The sequence below is a fragment of the Verrucosispora sioxanthis genome, assembly GCF_010560025.1.
Taxonomy (GTDB): domain Bacteria; phylum Actinomycetota; class Actinomycetes; order Mycobacteriales; family Micromonosporaceae; genus Micromonospora; species Micromonospora palythoicola.
Genome location: NZ_SAIY01000004.1, coordinates 498,483 through 515,590, shown reverse-complemented (window position 1 = coordinate 515,590; position 17,108 = coordinate 498,483). Strand labels below are relative to the sequence as shown.

The window sequence follows — 17,108 nt, the reverse complement described above, 5'->3', positions numbered from 1 at the left end:
CGGACGCACCGGGACGCCCCTGGCTGCGGGCAGGCTGCTGATCAGGGATACAGCGCCGACCCGCCGACATTCAGTGCGACCACCACGATCTGCAGCAGACCCAGCAGCAGCCCGACCGCGCCACAGATCAGGCCGGCGAGTGCCTGACCGGAGTTGCCGGCCAGGCCCTGGTCGGCCTTCTGCTTACCGAGCCAGCCGGTCACGAGCGCGGCCAACCCGAGCGGGATGCCGAGGTAGCAGCAGCTCAACGGAATCGAGGCGATGCCGAGGATCATCGCGACCAGGCCGAGGGTGTTCTGCTGCCCCTGCGCGCCGGTGAAACCCGCGTTCGGGTACATCGGCGTGCCGCCGTAGGGCTGCGGGCCGTACGGGTCGGCGTAGGGCTGCCCGTAACCCGGTTGCCCGTACGCCGGTTGCCCGTAGCCCGGTTGCCCGTACGCCGGTTGGCCGTACGCCGGGGGCTGCCCGGCGGCCGGCGGGGGACCGGCCGGCGGCGCGTACGGACCGTAGGGCCCGGGGGAGGCCGGCGGCTGGGCCTCCGGTTGCTGACCGTACGGATCGGCCGGGGGCTGCTGACCGTACGGGTCGGCCGGGGGCTGCTGACCGTACGGGTCGGCCGGGGGCTGCTGACCGTACGGGTCGGCCGGCTGGGCGTACGGGTTCGCCGGCGGTGGCGCGTACGGGTTCGCCGGGGGTGGCGCGTACGGGTTCGCCGGCGGGGGCGTGGTCGGGTCCCCGTACGGCGGCTGCTGGCCGTACGGGTCCTGACCGGGTTGACCGGGCTGCATCCGGTGCTCAGAAACCGCTGGCGTTGCTGCCGCTCATCGAGCCCAGCAGGCCGCCGCCCAGGCAGCACACCAGGACGATCGCGATCCAGGCGATACCGACGATCAGGGCCCACTTGGACCACTTCTTCGACTCGGCCGCCGCAGCCTGCGCGCCGGCGTAGTCACCCTGCTGAACCAGCGGGTTGACCTTCGAAGCGTTGATGATCGCCGGAATGGCCAGCGGCCAGAACAGGAAGATCGCGACGATCGACATTGTCATGTTGTTGTCGACCGACTGCGGTGGCTGTGACTGGTATTCGGGCTGCATGACGACGTGCTCCTCACGGTTGTTCGCTGACGGGTGTGGGACCGGACATGCGCCGGTCCCAAGCGACCGGCAGCGTACCTGCTTTCGGCCAGTTCGGTGGTCACGCGCGCCGCGCTGCCCAGCGGATGGGCACCGGCCAGCGGCCGGATAGGGTGTGCCGGTGAACCAGCCCGCCCGTATCGTCGTCCTTGTCTCCGGCTCCGGCAGCAATCTCCAGGCCCTGCTGGACGCGACCGCAGACCCGGCGTACGGGGCGCGGGTGGTCGCGGTCGGGGCGGACCGCGACGGGATCGCGGGCCTGGACCGGGCCGCCGCCGCGGGGGTGCCGACCTTCGTCGAGCGGTTGAAGGACCACCCGGACCGCGATCGGTGGGACGTCGCGCTCACCGACCGGGTCGCCGAGCACCGACCCGACCTGGTCATCTCGGCCGGGTTCCTGAAGCTTGTCGGTCCGCGTTTCCTCGCCGCCTTCGGCGACCGTTACCTGAACACGCACAACACCCTGTTGCCGGCGTTCCCCGGCATCCACGGCCCGCGCGACGCGCTCGCCTACGGGGTCAAGGTGACCGGGGCGACCCTCTTCTTCGTCGACGCCGGGATGGACACCGGCCCGATCGTCGCGCAGGTGGCGGTGCCGGTACGCGACGACGACGACGTCGACACGCTCACCGAACGCATCAAGGAAGCGGAGCGGAGCCAGCTCGTGGAGCAGGTGGGCCGGCTGGTCCGCAACGGTTGGACGATAACCGGAAGAAAGGTCATGGTCGGCGTGAACTCCATCCAGGACGGGCGTCGCCCGATCCGGCGGGCACTCGTCAGCGTCTACGACAAGACGGGCCTGGCCGATCTGGCCAAGGCGCTGCACGCGGCGGGTGTGGAGATCGTCTCCACCGGCAGCACCGCGTCGACGATCGCGGCCGCCGGAGTGCCGGTGACGCCGGTGGAGCAGGTGACCGGCTTCCCGGAGATCCTCGACGGGCGGGTGAAGACCCTGCACCCGGCGATTCACGGCGGGCTCCTCGCCGACCTGCGCAAGGACGCACACACCGCCCAGCTCGACGAGCACGGCATCGCCGGGATCGACCTGCTGGTGTCCAACCTGTACCCGTTCCAGGACACCGTCGCCTCCGGCGCCGGCCAGGACGAGTGCGTCGAGCAGATCGACATCGGTGGCCCGGCGATGGTGCGTGCGGCCGCGAAGAACCACGCCTCGGTGGCCGTGGTGACCGACCCCGGTGCGTACCCGATGCTGCTGGCCGCGCTCGACGGCGGTGGCTTCACCCTGGCGCAGCGCCGGGCGTTGGCCGCCCGCGCGTTCGCCGACATCGCCGAGTACGACGTGGCGGTCGCCGAGTGGTTCGCCTCGTCGGTGGCCCCGGCCGCCGACGGCATGCCGGAGTTCGCCGGTCTGGCGTTGCGCCGGCAGTCGGTGCTGCGCTACGGCGAGAACCCGCACCAGAGCGCCGCTCTCTACGCCGACCCGTCCGGCCCGGTCGGGCTGGCTCAGGCCGAGCAGTTGCACGGCAAGGAGATGTCCTACAACAACTACGTCGACGCGGACGCCGCCTGGCGGGCCGCGAACGACTTCGCCGATCAGCCCGCCGTGGCCGTCGTCAAGCACGCCAACCCGTGCGGGATCGCCGTCGGCGCGGACGTGGCGCAGGCGCACCGCAAGGCGCACGCCTGTGACCCGGTCTCCGCCTTCGGTGGGGTGATCGCCGTCAACCGCCCGGTCTCGGTCGAGCTGGCCGGGCAGATCGCCGAGATCTTCACCGAGGTCGTTGTGGCGCCCGACTACGAACCCGGTGCGGTGGAGACGCTGCGGGCCAAGAAGAACATCCGGCTGCTGCGTGCGCCCGCCTTCCAGCCGCGTCCGACCGAGTGGCGGCAGGTCAGCGGTGGCGTGCTGGTGCAGCTACCGGACGCGATCGACGCCGAGGGCGACGACCCGAGCACCTGGCGGCTGGCCACCGGCGAGCCAGCCGACGACGCCACCCTGGCCGACCTGGCCTTCGCCTGGCGGGCGGTACGCGCGGTGAAGAGCAACGCGATCCTGCTGGCCCACGACGGCGCCACGGTCGGGGTCGGCATGGGGCAGGTCAACCGGGTGGACTCGGCTCGCCTCGCGGTCAGCCGGGCCGGCGCCGAGCGGGCGCGCGGCGCGGTGGCCGCCTCGGACGCGTTCTTCCCGTTCGCCGACGGTCCGCAGATCCTCATCGACGCGGGCGTCCGGGCGATCGTCCAGCCCGGCGGCTCGATCCGCGACGAGGAGGTGATCGCGGCCTGCAAGCAGGCCGACGTCACCATGTACCTCACCGCCACCCGCCACTTCGCCCACTAGTGCGAGATCTTGGACAGTTTCCGTTAGCCGTTGACTGTTAGCCGTTGACGGAGACTGTCCAAGATCTGGACCGAACCGGTAACCGCAGTCAGGTCGTCGGTTGGACGGTTGCCACGGTCCGCTGGTGGGCCAGCAGGCCGGAGATGCCCTCGGCGGTCATCGGTCGGGCCAGGTGGTAGCCCTGGCCACGGGTGTAGCCGAGGGCACGGAGCACCGCGACCTGCTCGGCGCTCTCGACGCCCTCGGCGACGGTCTCCAGGCCGAGGGCGTGGGCGAGTTGGATCACCGCCCGGGCCACCGCCTGCCGGGCGGCGGCCGCCCCTGCCTGGCCGTCGTCGATCTCGATACCGTCGACGAAGGACTTGTCGAGCTTCACGATCGCGGCGGGGAAGGCGCGCAGCAGACTCAGCGACGACTCGCCGGTGCCGAAGTCGTCGAGGGAGAGGCGGATGCCCATCCGGTCGAGTTCGACGAGGGTCCGGGAGACCTGTTGACCGCGCAGCACCGCCGACTCGGTCACCTCCAGCACCAGCCGTTCGCAGGGCAGCCCGCTGTCGGCGAGCGCGGCGGTCACGTCGGAGACGAAGTCGGGATCGTGCAGTTGCCGGGCGGAGACGTTCAGGCCCGCCTCCCGGAGTGCGTCCGGCCCGAACTCCCGTGACCACGCCGCCGCCTGGCGGCACGTCTCGCGCAGCACGAACCGGCCCAGCGGCACGATCAGACCGGTCCGCTCGGCGGCTGGGATGAACTCGGCCGGCCCGACGATCCCGCGCGTCGGGTGGTGCCAGCGGACCAACGCCTCCACCCCGACCAGCCATCCGTCGTCCAGCCGCAGGATCGGCTGGTAGACGACCCGCAGTTCGTTGTGGTCAAGGGCCCGCCGCAGTTCGCCGCCGAGCTGCATGTGCGCCAGTACCGGCTCACCCATGCCGTCCACGTACCGTACGAAGCTCGCCTTCCCCCGCTGTTTGGCCGTGTACATGGCGACGTCGGCGTCCCGCAGCACCGAGTCGACGGTGGCACCGGGCCCGGTGTCGGCGATGCCGATGCTGGCCTGCACCAGCAGGCGGTGTTGGCTGATCGGTTGGTCGAGCGCGGCCAGCAGCCGGCCGGCCAACTTCTCGGGGTCGGCGTGCGGGCCGGTGAGCAGGACGGCGAACTCGTCACCGGCGACCCGTACCGGTAGGCCGTCGTCGCCGACCTCGGCACGCAACAGCTCGGCGACCGACACGAGCAGCCGGTCACCGACGCCGTGCCCGAGCAGGTCGTTGACGGTCTTGAAGTCGTCCAGGTCGACCAGGAGCACCGACGCGGGTGTCGTGGCGGTGAGTGCGGACGCGAGCCGGTCCCGGAACAGCGCCCGGTTGGCCAGCCCGGTGAGGCCGTCGTGGCTGACCTCGTACTGCAGGCGCTCCTCCTGCAGGCGGGTGTTGCGCAGCAGTCGGGCGTTCTCCCGGTAGGCGATGAACTGCCGGACGCTGACCAGCGCGGTCACCACCACGGCGGCGATCAGGACCACCCGGACCGGCCAGGTCAGCGGAGCGCCGAACGCGACGGCGAGCAGCGGCACGTCGACCGCCACCACCGCCAGGTACGGCAGCAGCACGCCGTTGCGGGTCGGATCGCGGCGGACACCGAGCTGGGCCCGCCACTGCGCCCGAACGCCGAGCGTGAAGAAGACCGGCGTCAGCGGCATCACGACCGCTTGGGCGGGGATGCCGGCGACGTACCCGTACCGGACCGAGAGCACCGCGACGATCCCGGCGGTGACGCCGCCGCTGGCCGCGACGAACCGCAGGGCGACCCGGTCGACCGGACCGCCGGCCACGAAGGACACCTTCGTCGCGGCGCCGACCGCGACCAGGAAGGCGAGCCCGACCAGCGCCATCGCCTGCCGGCTCCACGGCTCGGCAGCGGTAAGCATCGGGGCCAGCCCGATGTAGCAGAGCAGGGCCGCGCAGCCGAGGAACGCGATCGTGCGGTCGAGCAGGAGACGCCATCGCTCGACACCGCCGGTCTCGGCGATCGGCACCCGGGCCACCGCCCAGATGGCGACGACGAATCCGATCGCCACGCACGCCGCCGCCGGCAACGGCATGCTTCGGGTACGGGCCTCGGCGGCATGCGTCAGCATGTCCAGCGCCAGCCAGCCGTACCCGATGGTGATGGTGACCGCCGCGACGAGGAGCGCACGCCAGAAGCGTCGCGTGACCGGGTCGAGGTCGGCGTGGCGGAGCAGGTGTACGACGGACCCGGCGGCGAAGACCCCGCCGACCGGAACGAACAGGTACGCCAGCGCCTCGGCGCCGGCACCGACGGTGAAGTTCGCGACGCACCAGACGGTGCCGAGAGCGACGACCGCCACGGTGGCCTGCACAAATCGCATGGTGGTCCGACTGTTGGTCGCGGCGACCCCGACCGTGGGGCCCGTCGTCGGTCGTAGCGCCACCTGCGTCACGGCTGTAGACCCTAATGAGTGAGCGGAGGCTCGCCATCCGTCATCGGGTGCCTCTTCGATGCCGCAGTATCCACTGGGGAGGGAGGTTCGTGCTCACGGTCCCGGCCGGAGTTCGGCGAAATGGCAGGCCGAGGGGTGCGGGTCGGCGGCCCGCGGCACCGCCTGCGGGTCCTGGACGGCGCAGATGTCCTGGGCCTTCCAGCACCGGGTACGGAAGTGGCAGCCGCTCGGCGGGTCCGCCGGGCTCGGCACGTCGCCGCGCAGCCGGATGATGCTGCGATGCTCCCGGGCGTCCGGGTCCGGCACCGGTGCCGCGGAGAGCAGCGCCTGGGTGTACGGGTGGGTGGCCCGATCGTAGATCTCGTCCTCGGTGCCGATCTCCACGATTCGGCCCAGGTACATCACCGCGATCCGGTCGGAGATGTGCCGCACCACCGACAGGTCGTGCGCGATGAAGATGTAGGACAGGCCCAGCTCGTCCTGAAGCTCCTCCAGCAGGTTGATCACCTGCGCCTGGATGGAGACGTCCAGCGCGGAGACCGGCTCGTCGCAGACGATCACCTCGGGCCGCAGCGCCAACGCGCGGGCGATGCCGATGCGCTGGCGTTGACCGCCGGAGAACTGGTGGGGGTACCGGTTGATGTGTTCCGGGTTCAACCCGACGACGTCGAGCAGTTCCTGGACCCGCCGCTGGCGGCTGCCCTTCGGGGCCGCCTCCGGATGGATCTCGAACGGCTCGCCGATGATGTCGCCGACCGTCATCCGGGGGTTCAGCGAGGTGTACGGATCCTGCATGACCATCTGCATGTTGCGTCGGATCCGGCGCAGCTCACCGCCGGAGGCGGCGAACAGGTCCCGACCGGCCAGGGTGGCGCGGCCGGCGGTCGGCTTCTCCAACCGCATCAGCAGCCGGGCCAGAGTGGACTTGCCGCAGCCCGACTCGCCGACGATGCCCAACGTCTCGCCCCGGCGTAGCTGGAAGCTCACCCCGTCGACGGCCTTGACCGCACCGGTCTTCTTCTTGAACACCACGCCCTGCGTGATCGGGAAGTGTTTGACCACGTGGTCGACGTCGAGGAGGGTCTCGCCGCGAACCGTGGTGGGGCTAGCCGGCGCGGTCATCACGTACCTCCTGGGCGAAGTGGCACGCGCTGGTCCGGCCGTCGCCGAGGACCAGGTCGTGCGGCACCACGTCCACACAGACCTGCTGCACGTACGGGCACCGGGGGTGGAAGGGGCAACCGCTGGGGATGCGCATCAGGTTGGGCGGCAGGCCACGGATCGTGGACAGCTTCCCGCCCCGCTGGTCCAGGCGCGGGATCGAGTTCAGCAACCCCTTGGTGTACGGGTGGGCGGGCGCCCGGTACAGCGACCGGACGTCGGCGTGCTCGACGATCCGGCCCGCGTACATGACCGCGATCCGGTCCGCGACGTCGGCGACCACGCCGAGATCGTGGGTGATCAGGATCATCGCCATGTCCAGGTTCCGCCGCAGGTCGGCGAGGAGGTCCATGATCTGGGCCTGCACGGTGACGTCCAGCGCGGTGGTGGGCTCGTCGGCGATCAGCACCCTCGGCTCCATCGCCAGCGCCATCGCGATCATCACCCGCTGCCGCATGCCGCCGGAGAACTGGTGCGGGTAGTCACCGAGCCGCCGAGCCGCCGCCGGAATCTGCACCAGGTCCATCAGCTCCACCGAGCGGCGGCGGGCGTCCGCGCGGGACATCCCGAGTCGCTGGCGCAGCGTCTCGCCGATCTGCCAGCCGACCGGGAAGACCGGATTCAGGGCGGAGAGGGCGTCCTGGAAGATCATCGCGATCTCCTTGCCCCGGATCTGCCGGCGCTGCTCCTCCGGCAGACCCAGCAGGTCGTGGCCGGAGTAGCGGATCTCACCCGAGCTGATGTGCGCTGGTGGGGTGTCCAGGATGCCCATGATGGCCTGGGCGGTGACGGACTTGCCGGAGCCGGACTCGCCCAGCACCGCGAGCGTCTCGCCCGGGTCCAGGTGGTAACTGACCCCGTTGATCACCTTGGCCACCCCCTCGCCGGTGCGGAACTCGACGTGCAGGTCACGCACCTCCAGCAGGTGCCCGCCGGGCGGAGTGGGCGAGGCCGGCGTCGGCCGGACGGCGTGCTGACTCACGGTGCCTGCCTTTCGCTCGCGACTGCGGGGCTCGCTGCGCTCACTCCTCGCGCTCGCGGTGCCTGCCTTTCGCTCGCGACTGCGGGGCTCGCTGCGCTCACTCCTCGCGCTCGCATGACCGCCTCACCGGAGCTTCGGGTCGAAGGCGTCGCGGATCGCGTCGCCGAGCATGATGAAGGCCAGGACGGTCAGCGCCAGGAAGGTCGACGGGACCACCAGCGGGGTCGCCGATTCCCGCATGTGCACCCGACCGTTGTTGATCTCGATGCCCCAGGAGATGGTGGGCTCCCGCAGCCCGATGCCGAGGAAGGACAGCGTCGCCTCGGCGGCGATGAACGAGCCGAGCGCGATGGTCAGCACCACGATGGCCGGGGCGAGCGCGTTCGGCAGGATGTGCCGCCACATGATCCGCCCGTTGCCGGCCCCCAGCATCCGGGCCGCGGCCACGTAGTCCTGCTCCCGGGCGGTGATCACCGAGGAACGGACCACCCGGGCGGCGGTGGTCCAGCCGAGCACCGCCAGCACGAAGATGACCGCGGCGACGCGTACCGTGGCGCTGTCGCTGCCGATGCGCTTGAGCAGGACGATCGCGGCCAGCAGCAGCGGGATGCCGAGCACGATGTCGATCACCCGGGAGAGCACCGCGTCGACCCAGCCGCCGAAGTATCCGGCGAGCATCCCCACGACCAGCGCGATCAGGCCGGTGAACAGCGCGCTGAGGGCACCGACCAGCAGCGACGCCCGGGCGCCGTGGACCGCCCGGGCGTACGTGTCGCAGCCCTGGAAGTCGTACCCGAAGATGGCTCCGCCGGAGGGTGCCGCGTGCTGCCGGGACAGCACGCAGTCGGCGGGGTCGTTGCTGGTGAACAGGCCGGGCACGGCGGCCATCGCGGTCACCAGCAGCACCAGGAGCAGGCTGATCCAGAAGATCGGCTTGCGGCGCAGGTCGCGCCAGGCGTCGCCGGCCAGGCTGCGCGGCTTGCGGGGGCGCCCCACCTGGTTCGGCGTGCCCGGCTCCCCGGAGGGCCCGCGCCGCGCGGCCTGGTTCTCCGACGCCGCCACCGTCTCGAAGTCGCTCACAGGTCCACCCTTGTCTCACTCATAGCGGATCCTCGGGTCCAGGACGGCGTACAGGATGTCGACCACCAGGTTGGAGATCAGGTAGACCACGACGAGCACGCTGACGATGCCGACCACCAGCGGGCCGTCCTCGGTGCGGATGCCGCGGAAGAGGTTGAAGCCGACGCCGGGGATGTTGAACACGCCCTCGGTGATGATCGCGCCGCTCATCAGGTTGCCGACCTCGACGCCGAGGAAGGTGATCACCGGGATGAGCGAGTTGCGCAACACGTGCACGCTCACCACCCGCCGGTTCGGCAGGCCCTTCGACCGGGCGGTGCGTACGTAGTCGGCGCGCAGGTTCTCGGCCACCGAGGTGCGGGTCAGCCGCAGCGCGGTGGCCAGGGAGAGCGAGCCGAGCACGATGCCCGGCAGCAGCAGCGCGTAGAAGTCGGGGTCGGCGCCGGCGGTGGGCGGGAAGACCTGCCACTTGACGCCCAGGAAGTACTGCGCCAGCGGGGCGAGCACGATGGTCGGTATGCCGAGCACCAGCAGGGTCAGCAGCAGGGTGGCGTTGTCGAAGATGCTGGCCCGCCGGATGCCGGCGAGGACGCCCGCGGTGACGCCGAAGATGACCGCGACCGCGAGGGCGATCAGGGCCAGCCTGATGGTGACGGGCCAGGCGGCGGCGAGGATGTCGCCGATCGACCGTCCGGTGAGCGACTCGCCCAGGTCGCCGCGGAGCAGGTTGGAGATGTAGTCGAAGTACCGGTAGAAGAAGCCGCCGACCCCGGTGGCGTCCAGGTGGTACTTCTCCGTGAGGTACGCCCGCTGTGCGGCGGTGACCGGGCGCTCGCCGGCGAGCGCCTGGATCGGGTCGCCCTGACCGGCGAACATCAGCGCGTAGACGATCAGCGTGGTCCCGAAGAAGGCCAGGATCATCTGGAGCAGACGCCGCACGATGAAGCGGAACATACTTGGCAGTCTCTCTGAAAAGGGGCGAACCGCGTGGCGGGTCGGGTCACCTCGCGATGACCCGACCCGCCGGCGTGGGTGTTACTTGATGGCTTCGATCTTGGTCAGGTTGACCCGGTCGAAGAGATCCATCTCGACGTTCTTGACCTTTGTCGAGTGACCGAAGTTGTTCTGGCCGAACCGCAGCGGTACGACCGGCAGGTCCTCGGCGAGCAGGTCCTCGGCCTCCTGGTACTTCTTGATCGCCTCCTCCTCGCTGGGGGCGCTGGCGCCCTCGGCGAGCAGCCGGTCGAAGTCCGGGTTGCTGTAGCCGTAGTAGTTCGACGAACCGTTGGTGCTGTACAGCGGGCCCAGGTAGTTCTCCATGGACGGGTAGTCCATGATCCAGCCCATCCGGAACAGGCCCACCGGCTGCTTGGCCTTGACCTTGGTCAGCAGGTCGGCGAACTTGGGCTCGGCGCTGCCGACGCAGTCCACGCCCAGGTTGGCCTTGAGCTGGTTGCAGGTGGCGTCGATCCAGTCCTTGTGGCCGCCGTCGCCGTTGTAGGACAGGGTGATCTTCGACGGTCCGCCGGCGGCCTGGTAGAGCGACTTGGCCTTGGCCGGGTCGAACTCGCCCGCGGCGCCGACGGTGTTCTCCCGGTAGCCGGCGACGGCCGGGGAGACGAACGCGCGGGCCGGCTGCTGCGAGTCCTTGAAGATCGACCGGGTGATCTCCTCGCGGTCGATCGCCATCGAGATGGCCTTGCGCACGTCCGGGTTGCTGAACTCCTCCTGGAAGGTGGGGAACGCCAGGAAGTGCAGCGAGGACGCCGGGCTCTGCAGGAAGCGGTCACCCAGGTCGGTGCCGGCGGTGGAGAGGTTCTCCGTCGGGATGGTCTTGATCACGTCGAGGTTGTCCGACAGCACGTCCGCGTACGCCGCGGTGAGCTGCTGGTAGATCCGGAACTCGACGCCGGCAACCTTCGGCTGCTCGCCGGGGAAGGCGTCGTACCGCTCGACCTCGACCTTGGCGTCGTGCTGCCAGGTGCCCTTCATCTTGAACGGACCCTGACCGATCGGCGCCTGCTCGAAGCCCTCGGCCAGCTCGCCGGGAGCGCTGAACGCGGCCTCCGGCAGCGGGTAGAAGGCGGTGTAGCCGAGCATCGACTTGAACTCGCTGTACGGCTGCGCGAGCGTGACGGTGAAGGTCAGGTCGTCGACCTGCTTCAGCCCGCTGAGCGTCTCGGCCTTCGGGTTCTCACCCTGCAGGTCGTCGTAGCCGGCGATCTTCTCGAAGAAGTAGCTGGAGTTCTGCCCGTTCGGCGCGTACGCGCCGTAGTTCCAGGCGTCGACGTAGTTGTCGGCGGTCACCTGCTCGCCGTTGTGGAAGGTGTAGCCGTCCTTGAGCTTGATCGTCCAGGTGGTGTTGTCCTCGGACGTGATCGACTCGGCGGCCACCTCGTACGGCTTGTGGGCCTCGTCGTAGTCGACAAGCGGGCTGAACAGGGCGGCGAGCACCTGGGAGCCGCTCGTCTCGTTGGTGTTGGTCGGCACCAGGTGCTGCGGCTCGGCGATCTCGATCCGCACGGCCGCGTTGGGGTCGCTCTCGCCGGATCCGCCGTCGCCGCCCGAGCCGCAGGCCACCAGGCCCAGGGTCACCGCGAGCGGGAGGGCGGTCCAGGCGGCAAGCCTACGAACACGCATCTAGCCTCCTCATCTCCATTACGCTGCGCAGTCGGGCCCGGCATTGGGTGACGCTGCGCAACGACCGGCAACGGTAGGTCGTATGCCGCGACTCGGCAACGCAGCGGTTGCAAAGAGGTAACAGAACGCCACCCCCGGTCTTGTCGGGCTCGTGCTCCCGTGCTACGCCAACCGGTACTTTTCCGCTGTGAGGTGCGGTGATGTGGCTCAGCTCGGCAACATCGGAGGTCGGTTGGGAGGCTCGGCCCCCACTCGGCATGATCGCCAGATTGCGGGTCTTCATGCCCTGCAGTCCGAAATCGCTGTGCGGTGTCACACAAGTCGTCACGCTAAGTGATTAACACCACGTGACTAAAAGTAATTGGTGATCTCGTCGGTCGGGCTGGCAGAGGCCGGCTGGCGCGCCACCCCCCGGCACCGCACCGGGCCACCGAGCCGCTCGCCGGGTGGCCGACCGTGGCCGACCGGTCGGGTCGCCGAGGTCGGGGGAGCCGGTGACGGTGGACGTGAGACGATCTGCTCGTGACGGCGACGCTTCTGGACGGCAAGGCGACCGCGGCCGAGATCAAGGACGAGCTGCGGGCGCGGGTGAAGGCGCTGGCGGAGCGGGGGACCGTGCCAGGGCTCGGCACGGTGCTGGTCGGGTCCGACCCGGGCTCCCAGGCGTACGTCAACGGCAAGCACCGGGACTGCGCCGAGGTCGGGATCGCCTCCATCCGCCGCGAGTTGCCGGCCGACGCCACCCAGGAACAGGTCGACCAGGTCCTCGCCGAGCTGAACGCCGATCCGGCCTGCCACGGCTACATCGTCCAGCTGCCGTTGCCGGCGCACCTGGACACGCAGCGGGTGCTGGAGCTGATCGACCCGGACAAGGACGCCGACGGCCTGCATCCGGTCAACCTGGGTCGGCTGGTGCTCGGCTACGACGCGCCGCTGCCCTGCACCCCGCGCGGCATCGTGGAACTGCTCCGCCGGCACGACGTTCCGCTGCGTGGCGCCAACGTGGCCGTGGTCGGCCGGGGCAACACCGTCGGGCGCCCGCTGGGGCTGCTGTTGACGCGGCGAAGCGAGAACGCGACCGTCACCCTCTGCCACACCGGCACGCTGGACCTGGCCGCGCACACCCGGGCCGCCGACGTCGTGATCGTGGCGGCGGGAGTGCCCGGCCTGCTCACCGTGGACATGGTCACTCCCGGTGCCGTCGTGGTCGACGTGGGCATCACCCGGGTGATCGGCGCGGACGGCAAGGGTCGCTACACCGGTGACGTGGACCCGGAGGTCGCCGAGGTGGCCGGCAAGCTGGTGCCGATGCCCGGTGGTGTCGGTCCGATGACCCGCGCCATGCTGCTCACGAACGTCGTGGAGCGGGCCGAACGCCCATAACCGTCCGCCCCTGGCCCGATCGGTGCCAGGATGGCTGATACGGTCCGGAAAACCGACTGGTATCAGGGAGTGGGACGACCATGGGTAAGAAGGTCACTGTCGTCGGGGCCGGATTCTACGGCTCCACCACCGCGCAGCGCCTGGCCGAGTACGACGTCTTCGACACTGTCGTGATCACCGACATCATCGAGGGCAAGCCCGCGGGCATCGCCCTCGACCTCAACCAGTCGCGTGCCGTGGAGGGCTTCGAGACCAAGGTGGTCGGCGTCACGACCGGCCCGAACGGTGAGGGCTACGAGGGCATCGAGGGCTCGGACGTGGTCGTCATCACCGCCGGCCTGCCGCGTAAGCCCGGGATGAGCCGGATGGACCTGCTGGAGACCAACGCCAAGATCGTCCGCCAGGTCGCCGAGAACGTGGCCAAGTACGCACCGAACGCCGTGGTCATCGTGGTCTCCAACCCGCTGGACGAGATGACCGCGCTGGCCCAGATCGCCACCCAGTTCCCGCGCAACCGGGTGCTCGGCCAGGCCGGCATGCTGGACACCGCCCGGTTCAGCAACTTCGTCGCCGAGGCGTTGCAGGTACCGGTGAAGTCGGTGAAGACGCTGACCCTGGGTTCGCACGGCGACACCATGGTTCCGGTGCCGTCGCAGAGCAGCGTGAACGGCAAGCCGCTGCGCGAGGTGATGCCGGCCGAGCAGATCGAGGACCTGGTCGTGCGTACCCGCAACGGTGGCGCCGAGGTGGTGGCGCTGCTCAAGACCGGGTCGGCGTACTACGCGCCGTCGGCGGCGGCGGCCCGGATGGCGAAGGCCGTCGCCGAGGACTCGGGCGAGGTCATGCCGGTCTGTGCCTGGGTGGACGGCGAGTACGGCATCTCCGGTGTCTACCTCGGGGTGGAGGCCGAGATCGGTGCCCAGGGCGTCAAGCGCGTGGTGGAGACCGACCTCGACGCCGACGAACTGGCCGCTCTCAAGGAGGCCGCCGAGGCCGTCCGCGCCAAGCAGGCGGACGTCGCGTCCATGTGACCCCGACGAGTTGAGCTGACCAGGAGGTTCGCGTCTCGGACAGTTGATCCGAGGGGCGAACCTCCTGGTCATTGCGGCGGTTTGGCGGTGGCGATCAGGGTGGTCAGGCCGTCGAGGACGCGGGCCAGACCGAACTCGTACGCCTGGTCGGGGTGGTACGCGGCGTTCTGCGCGGCACCGGCCGCGGCGCCGACCCGGACGGCGGTCGGAAAGCGCCGCTCGTCGAGCACCTGCGCCAACAGGGGGGCGTTCGCCGTCCACCACTGTTCGTCCGTCCAGGCGCTCTCCTGCTGGGCGGAGCGCGACTCGGCCGCCGAGCGGGCGCCAGCCCGCACGAAGTCGAGGACGAAGGTCAACGCGGCGTCGCGGGCCACGTCGTCCAGTCCGGTGCCGTCGAAGGCACGCAGCTCGTACTCGTACTTCGCCATCTGGCCCGGTCCGAGCGGCGGGCGGCCGGTGGCGACCTCGGCCGCCCAGGGGTGGGCGGTGAAGAGGGCCCGGTTGTCCGCCGCCACCGCTGCCACCCGCGCCCGCCAGGGGTCGCCGGAGCGGTCCGGCCGGGGCATGCCGGTGTAGATCGCGTCCAGCATCAGGTCGAGCAGCTCGGCCTTGCCCGGGACGTAGGTGTAGAGGGTCATCGGCGCCACGCCGACGGCCTGGGCGAGCGCGCGCATGGTCACCGCGTCCAGCCCTTCGGCGTCCGCCAGCTCGATCGCGGCGGTCACGATGTCGTCCAGTGAGCGGCCCGGGCGGGGGCCACGACGCGGGACGTCGCCGGTCTGGCGCCAGAGCAGGCGCAGGGTGTGAGCGGGGTCTCCGCCTCCGGTGCGGTGGTCGGGCACCCCACGATCTTCGCAGGTCGATTCGCCGTACGCAGTACGGTGTACAATGTACGTAGTTATTGTCTCCGCACAGGGGGTGCGCGTGCAGATCACGGCATCGGCGATCTCGCTGAACGTCGAGGACGTGCCGGCCTCGGCCGCGTTCGTCAAGCAGTACTTCGGATTCCACGAGCAGATGTCCGCCGACGGCTTCGTCTCGCTGGCCCGGGACGACGTCGGGTTCAACCTGATCTTCCTCCGTACCGGGTTGGCCAGTCTCCAGCCGGAAAGCCTGCGTACGCAGCGGGCCGAGGGGGTGCTCGTCGCCTTCGTCGTCGACGACATCGACGCCGAGTACGCCCGGCTCACCGCCGCCGGGGTGCCGATCGCCACCCCGATCCAGACCGAACCGTGGGGTGAGCGCTTCTTCCAGGTCACCGATCCCAACGGGGTGATCCTGCAGCTCGTGCAGTGGGTGCACGGGCCGGAGGCCACCGACTGAGCCAGGCGGTCCGGGTGCTGGTGTGCACCGGGCCCGGCGGGGGTACTGCCCCACCGGGCCCGGTGCCCGCCCGTGGCGCCGGCACAGCCGGCGCGGACCGACCGGCGGGCGCAGCGTTCCTCGTCCGAGCCGATCCAGTACGCTCGTACTGCTTGAGCATGTCACCCGAGAGGAGCGCCGGCCGATGGCGAAGATCAAGGTAAACAACCCGGTCGTGGAGCTCGACGGCGACGAGATGACCCGGATCATCTGGAAGCAGATCCGGGAGCAGCTGATCCTGCCCTACCTCGACGTCGACCTGCACTACTACGACCTCTCGATCCAGCACCGCGACGCCACCGACGACCAGGTGACCGTCGACGCCGCCAACGCCATCGCCGAGCACGGCGTCGGCGTCAAGTGCGCCACCATCACCCCGGACGAGGCCCGGGTGGAGGAATTCGGGCTGAAGAAGATGTGGCGGTCGCCGAACGGCACCATCCGCAACATCCTCGGCGGGGTGGTCTTCCGCGAGCCGATCATCATGTCCAACGTGCCGCGGCTCGTGCCCGGCTGGACCAAGCCGATCATCATCGGCCGGCACGCCCACGGCGACCAGTACAAGGCCACCGACTTCGTCGTCCCCGGTCCGGGCACGGTGACCATCACCTACACCCCCGCCGACGGCTCGGAGCCGGTCGAGATGGAGGTCGCCAACTTCCCCGGTGGCGGCATCGCGATGGGCATGTACAACTACGACGACTCGATCCGGGACTTCGCCCGCGCCTCGTTCCGCTACGGCCTGGACCGCAACTACCCGGTCTACATGTCCACCAAGAACACCATCCTCAAGGCGTACGACGGCCGGTTCAAGGACATCTTCGCCGAGGTGTTCGAGAACGAGTTCAAGGCCGAGTTCGACGCCGCCGGGCTCACCTACGAGCACCGGCTGATCGACGACATGGTCGCGGCCGCGCTCAAGTGGGAGGGCGGCTACGTCTGGGCCTGCAAGAACTACGACGGTGACGTGCAGTCCGACACCGTCGCGCAGGGCTTCGGCTCGCTCGGCCTGATGACCTCCGTCCTGCTCTCGCCCGACGGTCGCACCGTCGAGGCCGAGGCCGCCCACGGCACCGTCACCCGGCACTACCGGCAGTGGCAGAAGGGCGAGAAGACCTCGACCAACCCGATCGCGTCGATCTACGCCTGGACCCGGGGCCTGGCCCACCGGGGCAAGCTGGACGACACCCCGGCGGTCACCGAGTTCGCCAACACCCTGGAGCAGGTCATCGTCGACACCGTCGAGGGCGGCCAGATGACCAAGGACCTCGCGCTGCTGATCTCGCGCGACGCGCCGTGGCAGACCACCGACGAGTTCATGAACACGCTCGACGAGAACCTGGCGCGCCGCCTGGCCGCCTGAGGCTCACCGCGGTACGCCGAGCCCGCCGGCCCGAGCGCCGGCGGGCTCGGCGGCTCATGACGGCGGCGTGTCGCGACCGACGCGCCAGTCGGCGTCACTTCGTCCGGCGCGCCTCGTTGACCTGAGTGGACGAGATGCCAGTCCCGTCCAGGAAGGTTGACAGTCGCCACCGCGCGACGCGCGTGCCCAGCAGCCAGCCTTCCCGGCTGTCG

Annotated in this window: 14 protein-coding genes and 1 pseudogene; 6 read left to right on the top strand and 9 right to left on the bottom strand. The window is 70.2% G+C overall.

Going from position 1 to position 17,108, the window contains the following annotated elements:
* Nucleotides 1-41: 41 nt before the first annotated feature.
* Both ENC19_RS15105 and ENC19_RS15100 read right to left on the bottom strand, forming a co-directional pair.
* Nucleotides 42-788 (bottom strand): DUF4190 domain-containing protein, encoded by a 747-nt coding sequence (locus ENC19_RS15105; protein ID WP_164447805.1) that lies wholly within the window; start codon nt 786-788, stop codon nt 42-44.
* Nucleotides 789-795: 7 nt separating this feature from the next.
* The gene (locus ENC19_RS15100) at nt 796-1,095 is read right to left on the bottom strand and encodes a CD225/dispanin family protein (RefSeq protein ID WP_164447804.1); all 300 of its coding nucleotides are present in this window, start codon (nt 1,093-1,095) and stop codon (nt 796-798) included.
* 154 nt (nt 1,096-1,249) lie between these two features.
* Between ENC19_RS15100 and purN the strand changes: the two are divergent.
* Both purN and purH read left to right on the top strand, forming a co-directional pair.
* Nucleotides 1,250-1,861, top strand: a pseudogene (gene purN, locus ENC19_RS29545) (phosphoribosylglycinamide formyltransferase); the annotation flags it as partial.
* Nucleotides 1,862-1,864: 3 nt separating this feature from the next.
* The gene (purH, locus tag ENC19_RS15095; RefSeq protein WP_216592911.1) at nt 1,865-3,436 is read left to right on the top strand and encodes a bifunctional phosphoribosylaminoimidazolecarboxamide formyltransferase/IMP cyclohydrolase; all 1,572 of its coding nucleotides are present in this window, start codon (nt 1,865-1,867) and stop codon (nt 3,434-3,436) included.
* A gap of 88 nt (nt 3,437-3,524) precedes the next feature.
* Here the strand turns inward: purH and ENC19_RS15090 are convergent, their stop codons facing one another.
* The 6 genes from ENC19_RS15090 to ENC19_RS15065 all read right to left on the bottom strand — a co-directional run bounded on the left by ENC19_RS15090 (nt 3,525) and on the right by ENC19_RS15065 (nt 11,757).
* Complete coding sequence (locus tag ENC19_RS15090; protein WP_164447802.1) at nt 3,525-5,822, bottom strand: putative bifunctional diguanylate cyclase/phosphodiesterase; 2,298 nt, start codon at nt 5,820-5,822, stop codon at nt 3,525-3,527.
* 165 nt (nt 5,823-5,987) lie between these two features.
* Complete coding sequence (locus tag ENC19_RS15085) at nt 5,988-7,016, bottom strand: ABC transporter ATP-binding protein (RefSeq protein WP_164447801.1); 1,029 nt, start codon at nt 7,014-7,016, stop codon at nt 5,988-5,990.
* A complete protein-coding gene (locus tag ENC19_RS15080; RefSeq protein ID WP_164447800.1) occupies nt 7,000-8,037 on the bottom strand; it encodes an ABC transporter ATP-binding protein in 1,038 nt (345 codons plus the stop codon). Before ENC19_RS15080 ends, ENC19_RS15085 begins: the two co-directional genes overlap by 17 nt.
* 123 nt (nt 8,038-8,160) lie before the next feature.
* A complete protein-coding gene (locus tag ENC19_RS15075; RefSeq protein ID WP_164447799.1) occupies nt 8,161-9,117 on the bottom strand; it encodes an ABC transporter permease in 957 nt (318 codons plus the stop codon).
* 15 nt (nt 9,118-9,132) lie between these two features.
* Nucleotides 9,133-10,071: an ABC transporter permease gene (locus tag ENC19_RS15070; RefSeq protein ID WP_164447798.1), complete on the bottom strand. Its 939-nt coding sequence runs from the start codon at nt 10,069-10,071 to the stop codon at nt 9,133-9,135.
* A gap of 81 nt (nt 10,072-10,152) precedes the next feature.
* Complete coding sequence (locus ENC19_RS15065; RefSeq protein ID WP_164447797.1) at nt 10,153-11,757, bottom strand: peptide ABC transporter substrate-binding protein; 1,605 nt, start codon at nt 11,755-11,757, stop codon at nt 10,153-10,155.
* Between the two features lie 522 nt (nt 11,758-12,279).
* Here ENC19_RS15065 and ENC19_RS15060 point away from each other — a divergent pair.
* Both ENC19_RS15060 and ENC19_RS15055 read left to right on the top strand, forming a co-directional pair.
* Nucleotides 12,280-13,140 (top strand): bifunctional methylenetetrahydrofolate dehydrogenase/methenyltetrahydrofolate cyclohydrolase, encoded by an 861-nt coding sequence (locus ENC19_RS15060; RefSeq protein WP_164447796.1) that lies wholly within the window; start codon nt 12,280-12,282, stop codon nt 13,138-13,140.
* A gap of 80 nt (nt 13,141-13,220) precedes the next feature.
* Entirely contained in the window at nt 13,221-14,171 is a 951-nt protein-coding gene (locus ENC19_RS15055; RefSeq protein WP_164447795.1) for a malate dehydrogenase, read from the top strand.
* Between the two features lie 68 nt (nt 14,172-14,239).
* On the opposite strand, the gene ENC19_RS15050 is transcribed toward ENC19_RS15055, so the two are convergent.
* Nucleotides 14,240-15,013, bottom strand: coding sequence for a TetR/AcrR family transcriptional regulator (locus tag ENC19_RS15050; RefSeq protein ID WP_164447794.1), 774 nt, complete (start codon nt 15,011-15,013; stop codon nt 14,240-14,242).
* An 82-nt stretch (nt 15,014-15,095) separates the two neighbouring features.
* On the opposite strand from ENC19_RS15050, the gene ENC19_RS15045 reads away from it, so the two are divergent.
* On the top strand, nt 15,096-15,494 hold the full coding sequence (locus ENC19_RS15045) for a VOC family protein (RefSeq protein ID WP_164447793.1): 399 nt from the start codon (nt 15,096-15,098) through the stop codon (nt 15,492-15,494).
* 184 nt (nt 15,495-15,678) lie between these two features.
* Nucleotides 15,679-16,896, top strand: coding sequence for an NADP-dependent isocitrate dehydrogenase (locus ENC19_RS15040; RefSeq protein WP_164447792.1), 1,218 nt, complete (start codon nt 15,679-15,681; stop codon nt 16,894-16,896).
* Nucleotides 16,897-17,108 lie beyond the last annotated feature (212 nt).